The organism is Extensimonas perlucida, assembly GCF_007655255.1.
Taxonomy (GTDB): Bacteria; Pseudomonadota; Gammaproteobacteria; order Burkholderiales; family Burkholderiaceae_C; genus Extensimonas; species Extensimonas perlucida.
This window is the reverse complement of the sequence record NZ_VMYE01000001.1, coordinates 59,783-74,339: the sequence shown is the minus strand read 5'-3', so window position 1 is coordinate 74,339 and position 14,557 is coordinate 59,783. Positions and strand designations below refer to the sequence as shown.

Annotated in this window: 15 protein-coding genes and 1 pseudogene; 6 read left to right on the top strand and 10 right to left on the bottom strand. The window is 64.7% G+C overall.

Annotated elements, in window-relative coordinates:
- Nucleotides 1–8: 8 nt before the first annotated feature.
- Nucleotides 9–644 (bottom strand): phosphoribosyltransferase, encoded by a 636-nt coding sequence (locus FK527_RS00450; RefSeq protein WP_144729368.1) that lies wholly within the window; start codon nucleotides 642–644, stop codon nucleotides 9–11.
- Between the two features lie 218 nt (nucleotides 645–862).
- Between FK527_RS00450 and FK527_RS00445 the strand changes: the two genes are divergently transcribed.
- A complete protein-coding gene (locus tag FK527_RS00445; protein ID WP_144728606.1) occupies nucleotides 863–2,224 on the top strand; it encodes an erythromycin esterase family protein in 1,362 nt (453 codons plus the stop codon).
- Nucleotides 2,225–2,261: 37 nt separating this feature from the next.
- On the opposite strand, the gene FK527_RS00440 is transcribed toward FK527_RS00445, so the two are convergent.
- The 5 genes from FK527_RS00440 to FK527_RS00420 all read right to left on the bottom strand — a co-directional run bounded on the left by FK527_RS00440 (nucleotide 2,262) and on the right by FK527_RS00420 (nucleotide 7,030).
- Complete coding sequence (locus tag FK527_RS00440) at nucleotides 2,262–2,684, bottom strand: universal stress protein (protein WP_144728604.1); 423 nt, start codon at nucleotides 2,682–2,684, stop codon at nucleotides 2,262–2,264.
- A gap of 73 nt (nucleotides 2,685–2,757) precedes the next feature.
- A complete protein-coding gene (locus tag FK527_RS00435) occupies nucleotides 2,758–3,597 on the bottom strand; it encodes a metallophosphoesterase (protein ID WP_144728602.1) in 840 nt (279 codons plus the stop codon).
- A 116-nt stretch (nucleotides 3,598–3,713) separates the two neighbouring features.
- Nucleotides 3,714–5,582, bottom strand: coding sequence for a phosphoenolpyruvate carboxykinase (GTP) (locus tag FK527_RS00430; protein ID WP_144728600.1), 1,869 nt, complete (start codon nucleotides 5,580–5,582; stop codon nucleotides 3,714–3,716).
- A 279-nt stretch (nucleotides 5,583–5,861) separates the two neighbouring features.
- Nucleotides 5,862–6,566, bottom strand: coding sequence for a 7-cyano-7-deazaguanine synthase QueC (gene queC / locus FK527_RS00425; RefSeq protein WP_144728598.1), 705 nt, complete (start codon nucleotides 6,564–6,566; stop codon nucleotides 5,862–5,864).
- 74 nt (nucleotides 6,567–6,640) lie between these two features.
- On the bottom strand, nucleotides 6,641–7,030 hold the full coding sequence (locus FK527_RS00420; protein ID WP_144728596.1) for a hypothetical protein: 390 nt from the start codon (nucleotides 7,028–7,030) through the stop codon (nucleotides 6,641–6,643).
- Nucleotides 7,031–7,192: 162 nt separating this feature from the next.
- On the opposite strand from FK527_RS00420, the gene rpmH reads away from it, so the two are divergent.
- The 5 genes and pseudogenes from rpmH (at nucleotide 7,193) to mnmE (ending at nucleotide 11,407) form a co-directional block, all read left to right on the top strand.
- The gene (gene rpmH / locus FK527_RS00415; RefSeq protein ID WP_114484042.1) at nucleotides 7,193–7,327 is read left to right on the top strand and encodes a 50S ribosomal protein L34; all 135 of its coding nucleotides are present in this window, start codon (nucleotides 7,193–7,195) and stop codon (nucleotides 7,325–7,327) included.
- A 76-nt stretch (nucleotides 7,328–7,403) separates the two neighbouring features.
- Nucleotides 7,404–7,889 carry a ribonuclease P protein component gene (gene rnpA / locus FK527_RS00410; RefSeq protein WP_144728594.1) on the top strand — a complete coding sequence of 162 codons (486 nt, stop codon included), beginning with the start codon at nucleotides 7,404–7,406 and terminating at the stop codon, nucleotides 7,887–7,889.
- Nucleotides 7,886–8,178: pseudogene (gene yidD / locus FK527_RS00405) on the top strand (membrane protein insertion efficiency factor YidD). The gene rnpA and the pseudogene yidD overlap by 4 nt, the downstream one beginning before the upstream one ends.
- Nucleotides 8,175–9,902 carry a membrane protein insertase YidC gene (gene yidC, locus FK527_RS00400; RefSeq protein WP_144728590.1) on the top strand — a complete coding sequence of 576 codons (1,728 nt, stop codon included), beginning with the start codon at nucleotides 8,175–8,177 and terminating at the stop codon, nucleotides 9,900–9,902. The pseudogene yidD and the gene yidC overlap by 4 nt, the downstream one beginning before the upstream one ends.
- A gap of 80 nt (nucleotides 9,903–9,982) precedes the next feature.
- Nucleotides 9,983–11,407, top strand: coding sequence for a tRNA uridine-5-carboxymethylaminomethyl(34) synthesis GTPase MnmE (gene mnmE / locus FK527_RS00395; protein WP_144728588.1), 1,425 nt, complete (start codon nucleotides 9,983–9,985; stop codon nucleotides 11,405–11,407).
- Between the two features lie 7 nt (nucleotides 11,408–11,414).
- On the opposite strand, the gene FK527_RS00390 is transcribed toward mnmE, so the two are convergent.
- From FK527_RS00390 to FK527_RS00375, 4 genes are all read right to left on the bottom strand, one after another.
- Nucleotides 11,415–11,750, bottom strand: coding sequence for a type II toxin-antitoxin system RelE/ParE family toxin (locus tag FK527_RS00390; RefSeq protein WP_144728586.1), 336 nt, complete (start codon nucleotides 11,748–11,750; stop codon nucleotides 11,415–11,417).
- The gene (locus FK527_RS00385; RefSeq protein ID WP_144728584.1) at nucleotides 11,747–12,028 is read right to left on the bottom strand and encodes a type II toxin-antitoxin system ParD family antitoxin; all 282 of its coding nucleotides are present in this window, start codon (nucleotides 12,026–12,028) and stop codon (nucleotides 11,747–11,749) included. Before FK527_RS00385 ends, FK527_RS00390 begins: the two co-directional genes overlap by 4 nt.
- Before the next feature lie 156 nt (nucleotides 12,029–12,184).
- Nucleotides 12,185–13,366, bottom strand: a complete 1,182-nt coding sequence (locus FK527_RS00380; protein ID WP_144728582.1) for a transposase — start codon at nucleotides 13,364–13,366, stop codon at nucleotides 12,185–12,187.
- Nucleotides 13,363–14,442, bottom strand: a complete 1,080-nt coding sequence (locus tag FK527_RS00375; RefSeq protein ID WP_144728580.1) for a class I SAM-dependent methyltransferase — start codon at nucleotides 14,440–14,442, stop codon at nucleotides 13,363–13,365. Before FK527_RS00375 ends, FK527_RS00380 begins: the two co-directional genes overlap by 4 nt.
- Nucleotides 14,443–14,557: the final 115 nt, after the last annotated feature.

The following is a 14,557-nucleotide window of genomic DNA, read 5'->3' as shown; positions in this document are numbered from 1 at the left end:
CGGCTGGCTCAGCGTGCGCGCCGCTCGCGCAGCAGCGCGACTACTTCGTCGTCCTCGACCTGCGGGAACTGCCCGTAAAACTGCCCCACGGCCTGAAAGTACGGCGGCGCCTGCAGGCACACCACCTCATCGGCGAGCGATCGCACCTTTTCGAGCGCCTCGGGCGACGCCACCGGGACGGCGCAAACCAGGCGCTGCGGTTTGCGCGCGCGCAAGCCATGCAGTGCGGACACCATGGTTGCTCCCGTGGCCAGTCCGTCATCGACCACGATGACGATGCGCCCTGCCGGGTCTATGGGCGGGTGGATCGGCGTGTACTGCGCACGGCGTGCCGCGATCGTTTCGAGCTGGCGCTGTTTTTCCGCGGCGATGTAATCCTTGTCGGCGCCCACTTCTGCGGCGAACGGGGCGAGATAGGTCCAGCCGCTTTCATCGATGGAGCCGATCGCGAGTTCCGGCTGGTGGGGTGCGCGCAGTTTGCGCACCAACACCACGTCGAGCTCGCCCCCGAGCGCCTGCGCCAGCGCCTTGCCCATGGGCACGGCACCGCGCGGGATCGCGAGAATCAGAGGATTTTTGCCGTGGTAAGAGCCGAGGCGGTCGGCGAGTTGGCGCGCAGCGTCGAGGCGGTCTTTGAAAATCATCACGGGTGCTCTCCTTGCGGCGGTGCCGCGGTGCGTGCTGGGCGGGCCGGTCGTGGTTTCGGCGGGCCCCACTTTGCACTAGGAGCCTGTCGGACTTTGGAATCGTCGGCTGGGGCGCATTCTCGCTTTCGACGCCCAAAGTCCGACAAGCTCCTAGCATAAAGTGTAATGTCGCGTTTCCGCACGGATTTTGGTGCAGCCACTCGAGGAGGTCATGTATGTCAGAGCAACGCAGCGATGCGGCCAATGCGCCTGCTGCGGCAGCGCAAACGACTGCCGCCGAACATATCCGCAGGGCGGCCTCGCCCATAGACCGGCCCGAAAACGCCGACCTCGGCGCGCTGCTCGAGCGCATAGGCGACGCACGCGTGGTGCTGATCGGCGAGGCCACGCACGGCAGCTCGGAGTTTTATCGCCTGCGCGCGCGCATCACGCAGGCGCTGATCGAGCACAAAGGTTTCGACGCCGTCGCGCTCGAGGCGGACTGGCCCGATGCCGCACGCATAGACCATTACGTGCGCCAGCGCGACTTGCCGCCCGCCGAGTGGACGGCTTTTGCGCGTTTTCCGACCTGGATGTGGCGCAACCGCGAAACCGCCGACTTCATCGATTGGCTGCATGCGCGCAACGCCAGCCTGGAAACCGCCGGGGCCAAGACCGCGGCAAAGACTGCAGTCTATGGGTTGGACCTCTACAGCATGTTCACCTCGATCGAGGCGGTGCTCGCCTTCCTCGACGCCGAAGACCCCGAAACGGCGCAGATCGCGCGCCTGCGCTACGGCTGCCTGACGCCCTGGCAGTCCGACCCTGCCGTATATGGCCGCGCGGTGCTGACCGGGCGCTACCACTATTGCGCCGACCAGGCCGTGGCCATGCTGACCGAGCTGCTCGACCGGCGCCTGCGCTACCTCGCGCGCGACCCCGAGCGCTTTTTCGACGCGCTGCAAAACGCCCGGCTCGTCGCCGACGCCGAGCGCTACTACCGCGTCATGTATTACGGCGCGCACGAATCGTGGAATCTGCGCGACAGCCACATGTTCGAGACGCTGCAGGCCATCCTCGCCTTCCGCGGGCCCGCGTCCAAGGCCGTGGTCTGGGCGCACAACTCGCATGTCGGCAACGCCGCCGCCACCGAAATGACGGCGCGCGGCGAGCACAACATCGGCCAGCTGTGCCGCGAACACTATGGCCATGGTGCCTACCTGATCGGCTTCGGCACGGACCGCGGCACGGTCGCCGCCGCCTCCGAGTGGGACGGCCCCATGGAGGTCATGCGTGTGCGCCCCGCGCATGCCGACAGCTACGAAGCGCTGTGCCGCGCCAGCGGCGTGCCTGCGTTCATCTTGCCGCTGCGCCGTCCGCTCGGCGATGCGCTGCGCGAAGCGCTGACCGCGCCGCGCCTGGAGCGCGCGATCGGCGTGCTCTACCGGCCGCAGACCGAACTCGCCTCGCACTACTTTCACGCCATCCTGCCCGAGCAATTCGACGATTACATCTGGTTCGAGCAAACCCGGGCGATCACGCCGCTGGCCACCGAGGAGCTCGAAGGTATGCCCGAAACCTATCCGTTCGGCCTGTGAGCGCGGCCTGTGAGCGCGCGACAGCGTGCAATGCCGCTCAGCGCACCAGCAGCACCGGCACTTTGCAATGCGCGAGCACCGAGGTCGCGACCGAACCCATGACCAAGGTGGCCAATGCACCGTGGCCATGCGAGCCCATCACGATCAGGTCGTATTTACCTTCCTCGGCCTCTTGGGCGATGGTTTCACCAATCGGGCCGACCTTGACGCGACGCTCGGCCTGCACGCCGTGGCGTTCGAGGAAGGTGCACACGGGCGCAAGGATTTTCTCGGCCTCTTCGGCGTAGTATTGATCGACCACCGCCTTGCCCAGCGCGGCACGCGCACGCGGCGGCAGCGGCGGCTGCACCGTGAGCACGGTGTATTCGTTTGCGCTGGACAGCCAATGCTCGTGCGTGACCAGGTAGGCAAGCATTTTTTTGGTGTAGGCACTGCCATCGACGGCAAGCAGGATTTTCATGGGGCGTTCTCCGTGGGGGAATAGAAAAGAAGCGCGCCAGCATGTTGGTCGTTTTTCTCTACGCGCCCGCCTATCATAAAGTGAGCACGCACTGCGGCTGGAATTGCGCCTGCTCGCCTTTTTGCGCGTAACCGAGCGGATTGGCGACGACGCGGCAACGCCAGGGCGCGCCTGCCTCGGTGTGGCCGCTCGCAACGTAGTCGCTGGACGCGTGCAGGTGGCCGTGCAACCACAGCTGCGCCTGCGGCAGCAAGGCGTCGAGCGCATTGCAAAAACCCGCCGTGCCCGGCGTGAGACCGTAGCGTGGATCGGCGCTGCGCAGGCTAGGCGCGAAATGCGTGACCACGACCGTAGGCCCGTCAAAAGGCTGCGCGAGCGCGTTGCGCAGCCAAGCCTGGCACTCGAGCGCCTGCGCGCGCACGGCTTCGGCGAGAAAAGGGCGGCCCGCGCGCGTCGCGCCCGTCTTGCGCAGGTAAAAGTCGGCCGCGCGGAAGGCTTTTTCGCGCTGTTTGAGCAAGTGCGCGAGCGCATGGCGCGCGGCTTTGCCCGCGGGCGGCGTGGCCAGCGCGTCGAAGTCGCTCCACAGCGTGGTGCCTACGAAGCGCACGTCGCCTAGCACCACGGCTTCGCGTTCGAGCCAGAAGATGCCCAGCTGTGCGCAGCTGCGGCGCAGGCGCTCGTGCGCGGCGTCGAAGTCCTGCGCGTCGTATTCGTGGTTGCCCGACACATACAGCACGGGCACGGGCCAGTGGGCAAAGCGCTCGAGCCCGAAGTGTTCGCCTTGCAATGCCGAGCCGCTCTGGTACGCGCCGATGTCGCCCGCGAGTACGAGCACATCGGCGTGCGGCGCGGGCTCTGGCACGAACTGCGGGTTGACCTCGAAGTGCAGGTCCGAGAGCAACTGAATCCGCATCGGCGCGCGCCTCTTTTATGAATCAAAACGCCTCTCAAGGCAATGCCAGCGCGCGCTAGCAGCTATTTTCATAGTAGCAGCGCGTGGCTGGCAACGCGACACTGGCAGCGCGCGCCTCAAGCCGCCGCCAGGCGCTGCTCCATCGCCGCTTTGGTCGCGAGCAGCTCTTTGGGCAGGTGGTAGGCGAGCATGTCGAACAGCTCGGCGTGGAGTTTGAACTCCTCCGTCCATGCGGCCTTGTCGATGTGCGTCACGGCCTCGAACTGCGCGGGCGTGAAGTCCAGGCCCTGCCAGTTGATCTCGGCGTACTGCGGCGCGATGCCGAACATGGTCTCGCGCCCCTGCGCGCGGCCTTCGATGCGGTCTATCATCCACTTGAGCACGCGCATGTTCTCGCCGTAGCCGGGCCAGACGAACTGGCCTTCGGCATTTTTGCGGAACCAGTTGACACAGAAGATGTTGGGTAGCGTGTGCCCCAGGCGTTCGAGCTTGTGTTCCATATCCAGCCAGTGCTGGAAGTAATCGCTCATGTTGTAGCCGCAAAACGGCAGCATCGCGAACGGGTCGCGGCGCACCACGCCCTGCGCGCCAAAGGCGGCGGCCGTGGTCTCGGAGCCCATGGTCGCGGCCATATAGACGCCTTCCATCCAGTTGCGCGCCTCGGTTACGAGCGGCACGGTAGTCGAGCGACGCCCGCCGAAGATGAAGGCGTCGATTGGCACGCCGTTCGGGTCGTCCCACTGCGGGTCGAGCGCGGGGTTGTTGGTCGCGGCGACGGTGAAGCGCGAATTCGGGTGCGCAGCCTTGCGCCCGGCCTTGCCGTCCTCGGGCGTCCAGTCCTTGCCCTGCCAGTCGAGCAGGTGCGCGGGCAATGCGCCGCCGCCGTCTTTTTCGAGCCCTTCCCACCACACGTCGCCGTCGTCGGTCAGGGCTACGTTGGTGAAGATCACGTCCTGGTGCAGGCTGGCCAGACAGTTCGGGTTGGTGAGGTGGTTGGTGCCCGGCGCGACGCCGAAGTAGCCGGCTTCGGGGTTGATCGCGTACATCTTGCCGTCGGCGTGCGGCTTGATCCAGGCGATGTCGTCGCCAATGGTGGTGACCTTCCAGCCTTGGAAGGCCGGCGGCGGCACGAGCATGGAAAAGTTGGTCTTGCCGCAGGCGCTCGGGAAGGCCGCGGCGACGTGGTACTTCTTGCCCTCGGGGCTGGTCACACCCAGGATCAGCATGTGCTCGGCGAGCCAGCCCTGGTCACGCCCCATGACCGAGGCGATGCGCAGCGCCAGGCATTTCTTGCCCAGCAGCGCGTTGCCACCGTAGCCCGAGCCATACGACCAGATTTCGCGCGTCTCGGGGTAGTGCACGATGTATTTGGTCGTGGGGTTGCAGGGCCAGGGCTTGTCTTGCTCGCCGGGCTGCAGCGGCGCACCCACCGTGTGCATGCAGGGCACGAAATCGCCATCCACGCCGAGCACGTCGTACACGGCACGGCCCATGCGCGTCATGAGGCGCTGGTTCACGGCCACGTAGGCGCTGTCGGTCAGCTCGACGCCGATGTGCGCGATGTGCGATCCCAGCGGCCCCATGCTGAACGGCACCACATACATGGTGCGTCCGCGCATGCAGCCGTCGAACAGCGGCTGCAAGGTGGCGCGCATTTCGGCCGGGGCCATCCAGTTGTTGGTCGGGCCGGCGTCTTCCTTCTTTTCGGAGCAGATGAAGGTGCGGTCTTCGACGCGCGCCACGTCCGACGGATCCGACCAGGCGAGGTAGCTGCGCGGGCGCTTGGCAGGGTTGAGTTTCTTGAAGGTGCCGGCATCGACGAGTTGCTGGCACAGACGGTCGTATTCATCCTGCGAGCCATCGCACCAATAGACGCGCTCGGGCTTGCACAAGGCGACCATATCGGCCACCCAGGCGAGCAGGCGCGGGTGCTTGACGTAATCAGGGGCGTTGATCTCGAGGCCCTGCAGAGCGGGTGCATTCATGGGGAGCTTCCTTCCTTCGAAACGGTTTTCAAAGAAAGCGCCCCATCAGGGCATCTTGCGCAGGGGCGCGACGACGAAAGCGGGGCGCTGCCTTTGAAAAACGGCTCGAATCCGTTGCGGGCAGTCGGCGGGCGGAGAAGGGCTTGGGTCTTGTGGCGTCAAAGCGATGCCACGAGGAGACGGAGCTTTCCACGGGTCGGCTGGGGGTGACGATTTTATGAAGCACGCGCGCGGTTTTTCAGCGGCCTGCTGCGATTTACATGCAAAATTTGCATGAATTCATGCAAGCTGTTCGCGCCAGCGCTCGTACCCGGCCTGCCGCAGCGCACAGGCCGGACAGTTGCCGCAACCGTAGCCCCAGGCATGCCGCACCCCCCGCTCACCCAGGTAGCAGGTGTGCGTGCGCTCGATCACGAGGTCCACCAACGGCTGCCCGCCCAGGGCGTGCGCCAGCTCCCAGGTCTGCGCCTTGTCGCACCACATCAGCGGTGTCTCGAAAGTGAAGTGCTGCCCCATGCCCAGCGACACGGCCACCTGCAGCGCCTTGATGGTGTCGTCGCGACAATCAGGGTAGCCCGAATAATCCGTCTCACACATCCCGCCCACGAGCGTGTGCAACCCGCGTCGATAACCCAAGGCCGCGGCGAGCTGAAAAAACAGCAGATTGCGGCCCGGCACGAAGGTGTTGGGCAGGCCCGCAGCGTCCATCTGGATCGCCACGTCGCGCGTGAGCGCCGTGTCGCTGATGCGCCCCAGCACCGACAGGTCGATGACGTGGTCCTGCCCCAGGCGCCCGCCCCACACGGGAAATTGCGCGCGCAATGCGTCCAGCACTTGCACACGCGCCTGCATCTCCACATGGTGCCGCTGGCCGTAGTCGAAGCCCACGGTTTCCACCAGCGCAAAGTGCTCGAGCGCCCAGACCAGACAGGTCGTGGAGTCCTGCCCGCCCGAAAATAGCACCAGCGCATGTCCTGCTCGCATGGGAATCTCCTTGGCACGCAGACGAAAAAAAGCCCCGCAGAGCGGGGCCAGCAGGGGGATTCGACCCAATCCGATCAAGCCATGCTGACCGCGATGAAGGCCAGCAGAAACATCAGGAGCGCCCCCACGATGGGCAGGACGACAGGCACCACCGAAGTCACTTGCTCGACAGGGTCTGCGGCTTCATTGCCGGAATGCTGGACGGTGCTGGAATGGCTGGACATCGCAAGGCTCCCAAAAATGCTGAAAACTGGCTTGATTCTAGCAAGTCCCTCGGCGACGAAGTTTTGGTAGGCTTTCGACCCTCTTTTCGGCACCTTTGCCGGCCCGGCGGGCGCCAAACTCAGCGGCATATCCTTCGAGCCGAGGAGCCTGTCGGACTTTGGAATCGTCGGCTGCGAATGCGCCGCAGTGGTCCATTTTTGGCTTCGCCGCTCTTCGAGAACACCGTCTTCTTGCCCCATAGCACCACTATGGGGCGGCGAATCCGGCAAAAAATGGTCTCGCCGGGGCGCATTCTCGCTATCGACGCCCAAAGTCCAACAGGGGCTCCGAGGGAAAAATTGCCAGGAACTGAGCAGCCTGCGATAATCACAGGTTTTCCTGAGAATGAAGGGACCCGAGCCATGAAACGTACCTACCAACCCTCCAAAACCCGCCGCGCCCGCACCCACGGTTTCCTCGTGCGCATGAAGACACGCAGCGGCCGCGCCATCATCAACGCGCGCCGTGCCAAGGGCCGCAAACGCCTGGCCGTCTGAAGCACGCATGCGGCTGGATTGACCGGGCTGTGGCGGCTGACACCTTTTGACTGAAACCGCACCTCGGTGCGCCTGCATGCAGCGGCTTCGGAACCGCGCACAGTTTCAGGCCGTCCTGGCGGCAGGTACTGTGGCGCGCACGGCGCATTTTGCGCTGCACGCATTGAACTGGCCCGCGCCCGCCACAGCTGACGCACCAGACACCACGGCCCCTGCCCCCCAGCCCGGTGAGCCCCGCGCACGCCCCCTGTTCCCCACCACCGGCATCTGGCTTGGCGCCATGGTGCCCAAGCGCTGGGCCCGCAGGGCCGTCACGCGCAACACCATCAAGCGCCAGATCTATGCCCTGGCTCAGCAGTACGAAGCCCGCCTGCCGTGCGCGGCGTATGTGGTGCGCCTGCGCTCTGCGTTCGACCGCAAGCAATTCGCCAGCGCCACTTCCGAGCCGCTGCGCCGGGCCGTGCGCGCCGAATTGGAGTTGCTGCTGCGCCAGGCGGCGCGCCGAGCCGCTACGGCTGCGCCCACGGCGTGCGGGCAGCAAAAGCCGCAGGTGACGCCATGATGCGTGCACTGCTCATGGGCCTGGTCAAAGGCTATCGGCTGCTGCTGAGCCCCTGGCTGGGCTCGGCCTGCCGCTTCGAGCCCAGCTGCTCGGCCTACGCGCTGCAGGCCCTCGAACAGCACGGCGCCGCGGCGGGCAGCTACCTCACACTGCGCAGGCTGGCACGCTGCCAACCCTGGTGCGCCGGCGGCCATGACCCGGTGCCGCAAGAATTGCCGCGTACCATGCGGCTTTTTTCGCGCCTGCATGCGCCCGGCCCCAACCATCCTCACCAACAAAATCCTCATGAGTGACATCCGCCGCACCATCCTTTGGGTGATTTTTGGCTTTTCCGTGGTTTTGCTGTGGGATAAGTGGCAAATACACAACGGCAAGCCCCCCACCTTCTTTCCCTCGGCCACGCCAGCCGCCGCACCAGAGCCCCAGCGCGGCGCGAGTGCTGGGCCGTCCGCAAGTCCGGGCAGCGTGCCGCCCGCGTCCTCCCAAGCTGCAGCGCCAGGGGCTGTGCCGGGAGCCGCGGCAGTGCCAGCGCAGGGCACTGGGCCGCAGGTGCACGAGCGCGTCACCGTGGAGACCGACGTTTATCGCTTGCAGTTCGATAGCGAAGGTGGCACGCTGGTATTCGCCGAATTGCGCAAATATGCCGACATGGCAGACAAAGCCAAGGGCTTCGTGCTGTTCGACCAGAGCCCTACGCGCGTCTATCTGCCGCAAAGCGGGTTGATAGGTGGCGCGGGTGCAACAAGCGGCTTGCCCACACACAAGACGCCCATGAATCTGATGCCTGGGCCGCGCACGCTACAGGACGGCCAAAACACGCTGAGCATCCGTTTCGAGTCGCCCGACCTCGGCGGCGTCAAGCTGGTCAAAACCTGGACGCTCAAGCGCGGTGCCTACGACATGGTGGTGCGGCACGAGGTGCTCAACACCGGCAGCACCCCGGTCGCGCCGCAGCTGTACCTGCAACTCGTGCGCGACGGCAACAAGCCGCCGGGAGAGTCGTCCTTCTACTCCACCTTTACGGGGCCGGCGATCTACACCGAGGCCAAGAAGTACCAAAAAATCGAGTTCAAGGACATCGAGGCCGGCAAGGTCGACGTCGACCAATCCGCCTCCAATGGCTATGTGGCGATGGTGCAGCATTACTTTGCCTCGGCCTGGCTGCTGCCCCAAGGTGCACAGCGTGAATTTTTCGTGCGCAAGGTGGACAACAACCTCTATGCCGTGGGCATGCTCGCGCCGCTGGGCACGATCGCACCAGGAGCAAGTCAAGCGGTCGAGGCGCGCCTTTTTGCCGGCCCGGAGATCGAAAAAACGCTAGAGGCACTCGCGCCCGGGCTGGAGCTGGTCAAGGACTATGGCTGGCTCACCATTCTTGCCAAGCCGCTGTACTGGCTGCTCGACCACCTGCACAAGCTGCTGGGCAACTGGGGCTGGGCCATCGTGGCGCTGGTGGTGCTGCTCAAGCTCGCCTTTTACTGGCTCAACGCCAAGGCCTACGCCAGCATGGCCAAGATGAAGGCCATCAACCCCAAGATCATGGAGATGCGCGAGCGCCTCAAGGACAACCCGCAGCAGATGCAGATGGAGATGATGCGCATCTACCGCGAGGAAAAGGTCAACCCGCTGGGCGGCTGCCTGCCCATCGTGATCCAGATCCCGGTGTTCATCGCGCTGTATTGGGTGTTGCTGTCGAGCGTGGAGATGCGCAACGCGCCCTGGATCGGCTGGATCCAGGACCTTTCCTCGCCCGACCCGTACTTCATCCTGCCGCTGCTTATGACCGTGAGCTCGCTGCTGCAAACCGCGTTGAACCCCGCGCCGCCCGATCCCATGCAGGCCAAGATGATGTGGTTCATGCCGCTGATCTTCAGCGTGATGTTCTTCTTCTTTCCCTCGGGCCTGGTGCTTTACTGGCTCACGAACAACATCCTGTCGATCGCGCAGCAGTGGCTCATCAACCACCGCATGGGTGTGCCCTTGCGCCTGAACCTGCCCAAGTTCAAGGGCTGAGCTAAGAGGCCTCGTGCCGCCTCGCGCGGCCTTGGCACTGCGCGCGGGTTCCTACCCGCCCCGTCGCTACACTGCGCCCCATGCTTGCACGCCACGCCGACCCCATCGTCGCCATCGCCACGGCGCCCGGCCGGGGCGCCGTGGGCATCGTGCGTGTCTCTGGCAAGCAGCTCGCGGGCTTGGTGCCGGCGCTGTGCGGCCGCAGCCTGCGCCCACGAGAGGCGACCTACCTGCCGTTTCTGGACGCACGCGGCGAAGCCATAGACCAGGGCCTGGCACTTTTCTTTCCTGCGCCGCACAGCTACACCGGCGAAGACGTGCTGGAGTTGCAGGCGCACGGCGGCCCCGTCATCCTGCAGCTGCTGCTCGCGCGCTGCCTGGAAGCGGCCGCCGAGCCCGATCCGACGACCGGCGCGCCGCGCCTGCCAGGCCTGCGTCTGGCGCAACCCGGCGAATTCACCGAGCGCGCGTTTTTGAACGGCAAGATCGACTTGGCGCAGGCCGAGGCCGTGGCCGACCTGATAGACGCAAGCACCGAAGCGGCGGCGCGCGGCGCGAGCCGCTCGTTGAGCGGGGCGTTTTCGCACGAAGTGCAGTTGCTGCGCGACGCGCTGATCCAGTTGCGCATGCTGATCGAGGCCACGCTCGATTTTCCTGACGAAGAAATCGACTTCTTGCGCAGCTCCGATGCGCATGGGCAGCTACAACGATTGCAGCAACAATTGGCGCAGGTGAGGCAACGCACGCAGCAGGGCGCGCTGCTGCGCGAGGGCATCAAAGTCGTGATCGCGGGCCAGCCGAATGCCGGCAAGAGCTCGCTGCTCAATGCGCTCGCGGGCGCCGAGCTCGCCATCGTCACGCCCATCGCCGGCACCACGCGCGACCGCGTGCAGCAAACCATACAGATCGAAGGCGTGCCGCTGCACGTGATCGACACCGCGGGCCTGCGCGAAAGCAGTGATGAGGTCGAGCGCATGGGCATCGCGCGCGCCTGGGAGGCCATCGCCGCCGCAGACGCCGTGCTCTTTCTGCATGACCTGACACGCGCCGACGAATCCAGCTACCGCGCCGCTGACGCCGCCATAGAAAACGCCCTGGCGCAACGCCTGCCGGCGCGCGTGCCCATCATCGACGTCTGGAACAAAAGTGACTGCACGCCAGCAGCGCAGCCCGCACAAGCTGGCCCTGACCGCCCCGCCATCGCGCTTTCTGCGCGCACCGGGCAGGGGCTGGATGCCCTGCGCCGCATGCTGCTGCAGGTCGCAGGCTGGCAGGCCGCGCCCGAGGGCGTCTACATCGCCCGCGCCCGCCACGTGCAGGCTCTGCAAGCGGTGCAAAGCCACTTGCAGCAGGCCAGCGCGCTGCTTGAGGCGCCCGACCTGCCGCTGGATCTGCTGGCCGAAGAGCTGCGCCTGGCGCAAAACGCGCTGAACACCATCACGGGCGAGTTTTCGTCCGACGACCTGCTGGGGGTGATTTTTTCGCGGTTTTGCATCGGAAAGTAATATAACCTCACGCACCCAGATGCCGCGCCGGATACATGCTGTCGTGCAGGATGCGCAACACCTCGATCACGCCGTCTTGCTCATGGGCGCGAAAGACCAACAGATGCCGGCCCTTGCGGCCCTGGCGAGCCACATGGAGGCTGGCAATATCAGCCCCTAAATCAGGTCGTGTCCGACAACCCAAGACACTCGGGCCAGACGCAAGCGTTTTCAGTGCGCGGCGCAGTGTCGTTTCATAAACACGCGCCTGGCGCTTGCCAAACTGCTCGGTCGTCCAGCGCAATACGCTAAAGAAATCTCGTTCTGCTCCTTCAGCAAGCCAAACATGCCAAGTTTTTGTCATGCGGCATTGATCGCTCTGTCAGCGATTTCTGCCAAATAGGCATCCAGAGAAGCAGCGTCCTTGAATTCGGTGTATCGCCCGGCATCGATGTCTGCAATGCCCACGGCCACAGCCTCGCGCAGAGCGGCGAGTTTGGCGGCTTGCTCGGCTTCACGCGCCTGGACCAGACGCAAGCCCTCGCGTAACACCTCGCTGGCGTTCTGATAGTGGCCGCTTGCCACCATCTGTTCAACGAACTTCGCTTGGCTATCTGTCAGTACAACATTTCGTGTGGGCATAACAATCTCCATGGGCAAGCATATGGCACATTCTGCCAATTCTGCTTCAACAACGCAAGCCTCTTCACGTATCCTCCCGCGCCTTTTTGCACAGGAAGGAGATCTTGGAAGTCTGGATATGGACGCCGCTACGCTTCGCTGGCGGCTAACCGCCCATCACGCCGCCCGCCTGTCTTGCTCCGCTGCGCGCTCGAACACCGCCCGGGCCGCGCGCATGCCGCGCAGGAACTTGGTCTGGCGGGCGGTGGCGAGTTCGGTGAGCCTGGCTGGGGTGCCGACGGCGTGGCCGAATTCCTGCAACAAGCGGCTGGCGTGGGCGATGAAGGTTTCGGTGTCGATGCCGAGCTGGGCGAGAAGCCGTGGCGCCTTGGCAGGAATGGCGCCGCGCTTTTGGGGATGGATGGCACGGCCGACGGTGTCCACGAGTTCGAGGTAGTCCTCGAAAGCGTAGGGAATGGCGAGTTCGAAGCGGCCGGTGGCGTCGAAGGGCATCAGTGGCGCAGTTTGCAGGTGTCGCAAGTCCCATTCGCCGCGCAGGCGGGGTTGCGGGCTTGCGGCGGCCGTTTCAGCGGGTACTTCGGATGAAACTTCGGGCGGGACTTCAGCGACGGCGGCTTCGGCGGAAAGCTCGGTGAAGTCAGCGGCGATGCGGTCGGCGCCCTCCTCTGGCTTTGCGGGCAGCGGAATGGGCGCGTCGAGTGCATCCAAGCGGCGGCGGATGGAGGTGTGGGCGCTGTCCTGCACGGTCTCGGCCATGGCGGCGCGCACGGGGTTCAGGTCCACGTAGCTCATCGCGGCGAGCAGGGCTTGTTCGTCCAGCAGCGCCTGGCTCTTGAAGCGCCCTTCCCAGAAGCGCCCCTTGGCGCCGTCTTCCTGGTTGGCCTGGCGGGCGATGGTTTCGTTCAGGATGCGCATGAACCACGAAAGATCGGCGAGGCGTGCGCGGTACAGAGCGGCGAATTCCTCGACCTTGGCGATTTCGGCCTCACCCATGCCGGCGCGGGCGTCTGACAGGTAGCGCTGCACCAGAAGTGGCCCGGTAAAGAGCTGCGTCCAGCGCGTGAGCACGTCTTCGAGGCTCCAAACAGTGGCGCGCGCCGCGTCGATGCGCAGCACGATGTGGTAGTGGTTGCTCATCACCGCGTAGGCGGCGACGTCGATGGCGAATACCGAGGCGAGCTGGGCGATGCGCGCCTCTATCCAGCCGCGGCGGTGGTCGAAGTTCTGGCCGCTGTGCCGGTCAGCGCCGCACAAAAAGGCGCGGCGCACGCAGCGGCTCACGACGTGGTACCAGGGTGTGTCGATGAGCGAGACGAGGGCGCAGCGCGGGCGGGTCATGGGGCAAAGGATAACGGAAGCATGGTGGGGGTGCAAGAAATAAGTGGGTGTCCTTTATTTCGCCTGTCGCCTCGTGCACCGCTGACCTTCAGCTCAACCGCGTCGCGCGTGTTGACCAGAATGACCCGTTGGGCGCGCAGCAGCTCTCCGCGCTCAAACGCACCCAGTTGCCGTGAGCCCTTGACCCAGTAGTCGCGGCGGAATTGGGTATTGCACATGAAGTCACGCACCGTCTCACGGAACGTTGCGTCCGGAATGTCCTTGAGGAAAGCCTGCTGCTCCTCGCTCAGGTTCACCGCATCGACGTGATCGGTGTAGTGGGCCGAGCAGGCGAAGTTCAGTTTGGCCGGCGACAACCATTCCGCCATACGGGCGAAGGACATCGGGTGCCAGTCGCGGTTGAAGTATTCATGGGCCAGATAGTTGCGGTTCTGGCCCTTCATTTTCTTGATGCGCTCAGCCACTAGAGGATACGTCTGCCCATATACCGGGTTGGTGGCCAGCATACGCTCAGCGAAGTCGAGGGCCGAATCGATGCGACCGACAATTCCCTGGCCACTGGCGCCCATCACATCGGCGTGCTGGTTGAGCAGTTCGCGCATCGGTACCATCGCCGCCCAGCCGGGCTGCGTGTTGTAGCTGATGTAGAGCACGCCACCCACCTTGAGTTTGCGGCGTAGGAAGTCGACGATGATGTGGCGGTTCTCGTCGCTGATCCAGCTCCAGATGCCGTGCAAACCGATGTAGTCGAAGTCGGGCAGGTCTGGTCGGGCACAGAACTCGGCAAAGGCTTCATCGAACAATCGGGCATTGGCGCCTGAGACGTTGGCGATTTCCTGGGCAAAGCCGGCCTGGGACGGATTGAAGTCCGTGCCCGACCACGCGGTGACGGATGCTGCAGCGTGGATGCCGACACTCAAGCCCTGACCAAAGCCCAGTTCACAGGCAGTGCCGACCTCAGGGAAGACTAGGCCAGAGGCCAGAAAGGGCAGCTTGATGCGTTGCGGGTTCAGTTCGGTGTAGTAGCCGTAGGTGTAGCCAATGTCGGCCACGTAGCCGGCAGTCCAGTCTGTCATCGTGATTCCTTTGGATGTATGCGGAGTTTTTTCTTGTTGCTCGCAGGTCAATCAACAAGAAAAAACCCCGCCCCTTGAACAGGAGACGGGGTTTAGAACTTCTTGTCCGGCAAAC

What these genes read in the sequence shown, in the direction of transcription:
- FK527_RS00450 (WP_144729368.1), bottom strand. Translation starts at nt 644, where the DNA reads ATGATTTTCAAAGACCGCCTCGACGCTGCGCGCCAACTCGCCGACCGC.
- FK527_RS00445 (WP_144728606.1), top strand. Translation starts at nt 863, where the DNA reads ATGTCAGAGCAACGCAGCGATGCGGCCAATGCGCCTGCTGCGGCAGCG.
- FK527_RS00440 (WP_144728604.1), bottom strand. Translation starts at nt 2,684, where the DNA reads ATGAAAATCCTGCTTGCCGTCGATGGCAGTGCCTACACCAAAAAAATG.
- FK527_RS00435 (WP_144728602.1), bottom strand. Translation starts at nt 3,597, where the DNA reads ATGCGGATTCAGTTGCTCTCGGACCTGCACTTCGAGGTCAACCCGCAG.
- FK527_RS00430 (WP_144728600.1), bottom strand. Translation starts at nt 5,582, where the DNA reads ATGAATGCACCCGCTCTGCAGGGCCTCGAGATCAACGCCCCTGATTAC.
- queC (WP_144728598.1), bottom strand. Translation starts at nt 6,566, where the DNA reads ATGCGAGCAGGACATGCGCTGGTGCTATTTTCGGGCGGGCAGGACTCC.
- FK527_RS00420 (WP_144728596.1), bottom strand. Translation starts at nt 7,030, where the DNA reads ATGGGGCAAGAAGACGGTGTTCTCGAAGAGCGGCGAAGCCAAAAATGG.
- rpmH (WP_114484042.1), top strand. Translation starts at nt 7,193, where the DNA reads ATGAAACGTACCTACCAACCCTCCAAAACCCGCCGCGCCCGCACCCAC.
- rnpA (WP_144728594.1), top strand. Translation starts at nt 7,404, where the DNA reads ATGCAGCGGCTTCGGAACCGCGCACAGTTTCAGGCCGTCCTGGCGGCA.
- yidC (WP_144728590.1), top strand. Translation starts at nt 8,175, where the DNA reads ATGAGTGACATCCGCCGCACCATCCTTTGGGTGATTTTTGGCTTTTCC.
- mnmE (WP_144728588.1), top strand. Translation starts at nt 9,983, where the DNA reads ATGCTTGCACGCCACGCCGACCCCATCGTCGCCATCGCCACGGCGCCC.
- FK527_RS00390 (WP_144728586.1), bottom strand. Translation starts at nt 11,750, where the DNA reads ATGACAAAAACTTGGCATGTTTGGCTTGCTGAAGGAGCAGAACGAGAT.
- FK527_RS00385 (WP_144728584.1), bottom strand. Translation starts at nt 12,028, where the DNA reads ATGCCCACACGAAATGTTGTACTGACAGATAGCCAAGCGAAGTTCGTT.
- FK527_RS00380 (WP_144728582.1), bottom strand. Translation starts at nt 13,366, where the DNA reads ATGACCCGCCCGCGCTGCGCCCTCGTCTCGCTCATCGACACACCCTGG.
- FK527_RS00375 (WP_144728580.1), bottom strand. Translation starts at nt 14,442, where the DNA reads ATGACAGACTGGACTGCCGGCTACGTGGCCGACATTGGCTACACCTAC.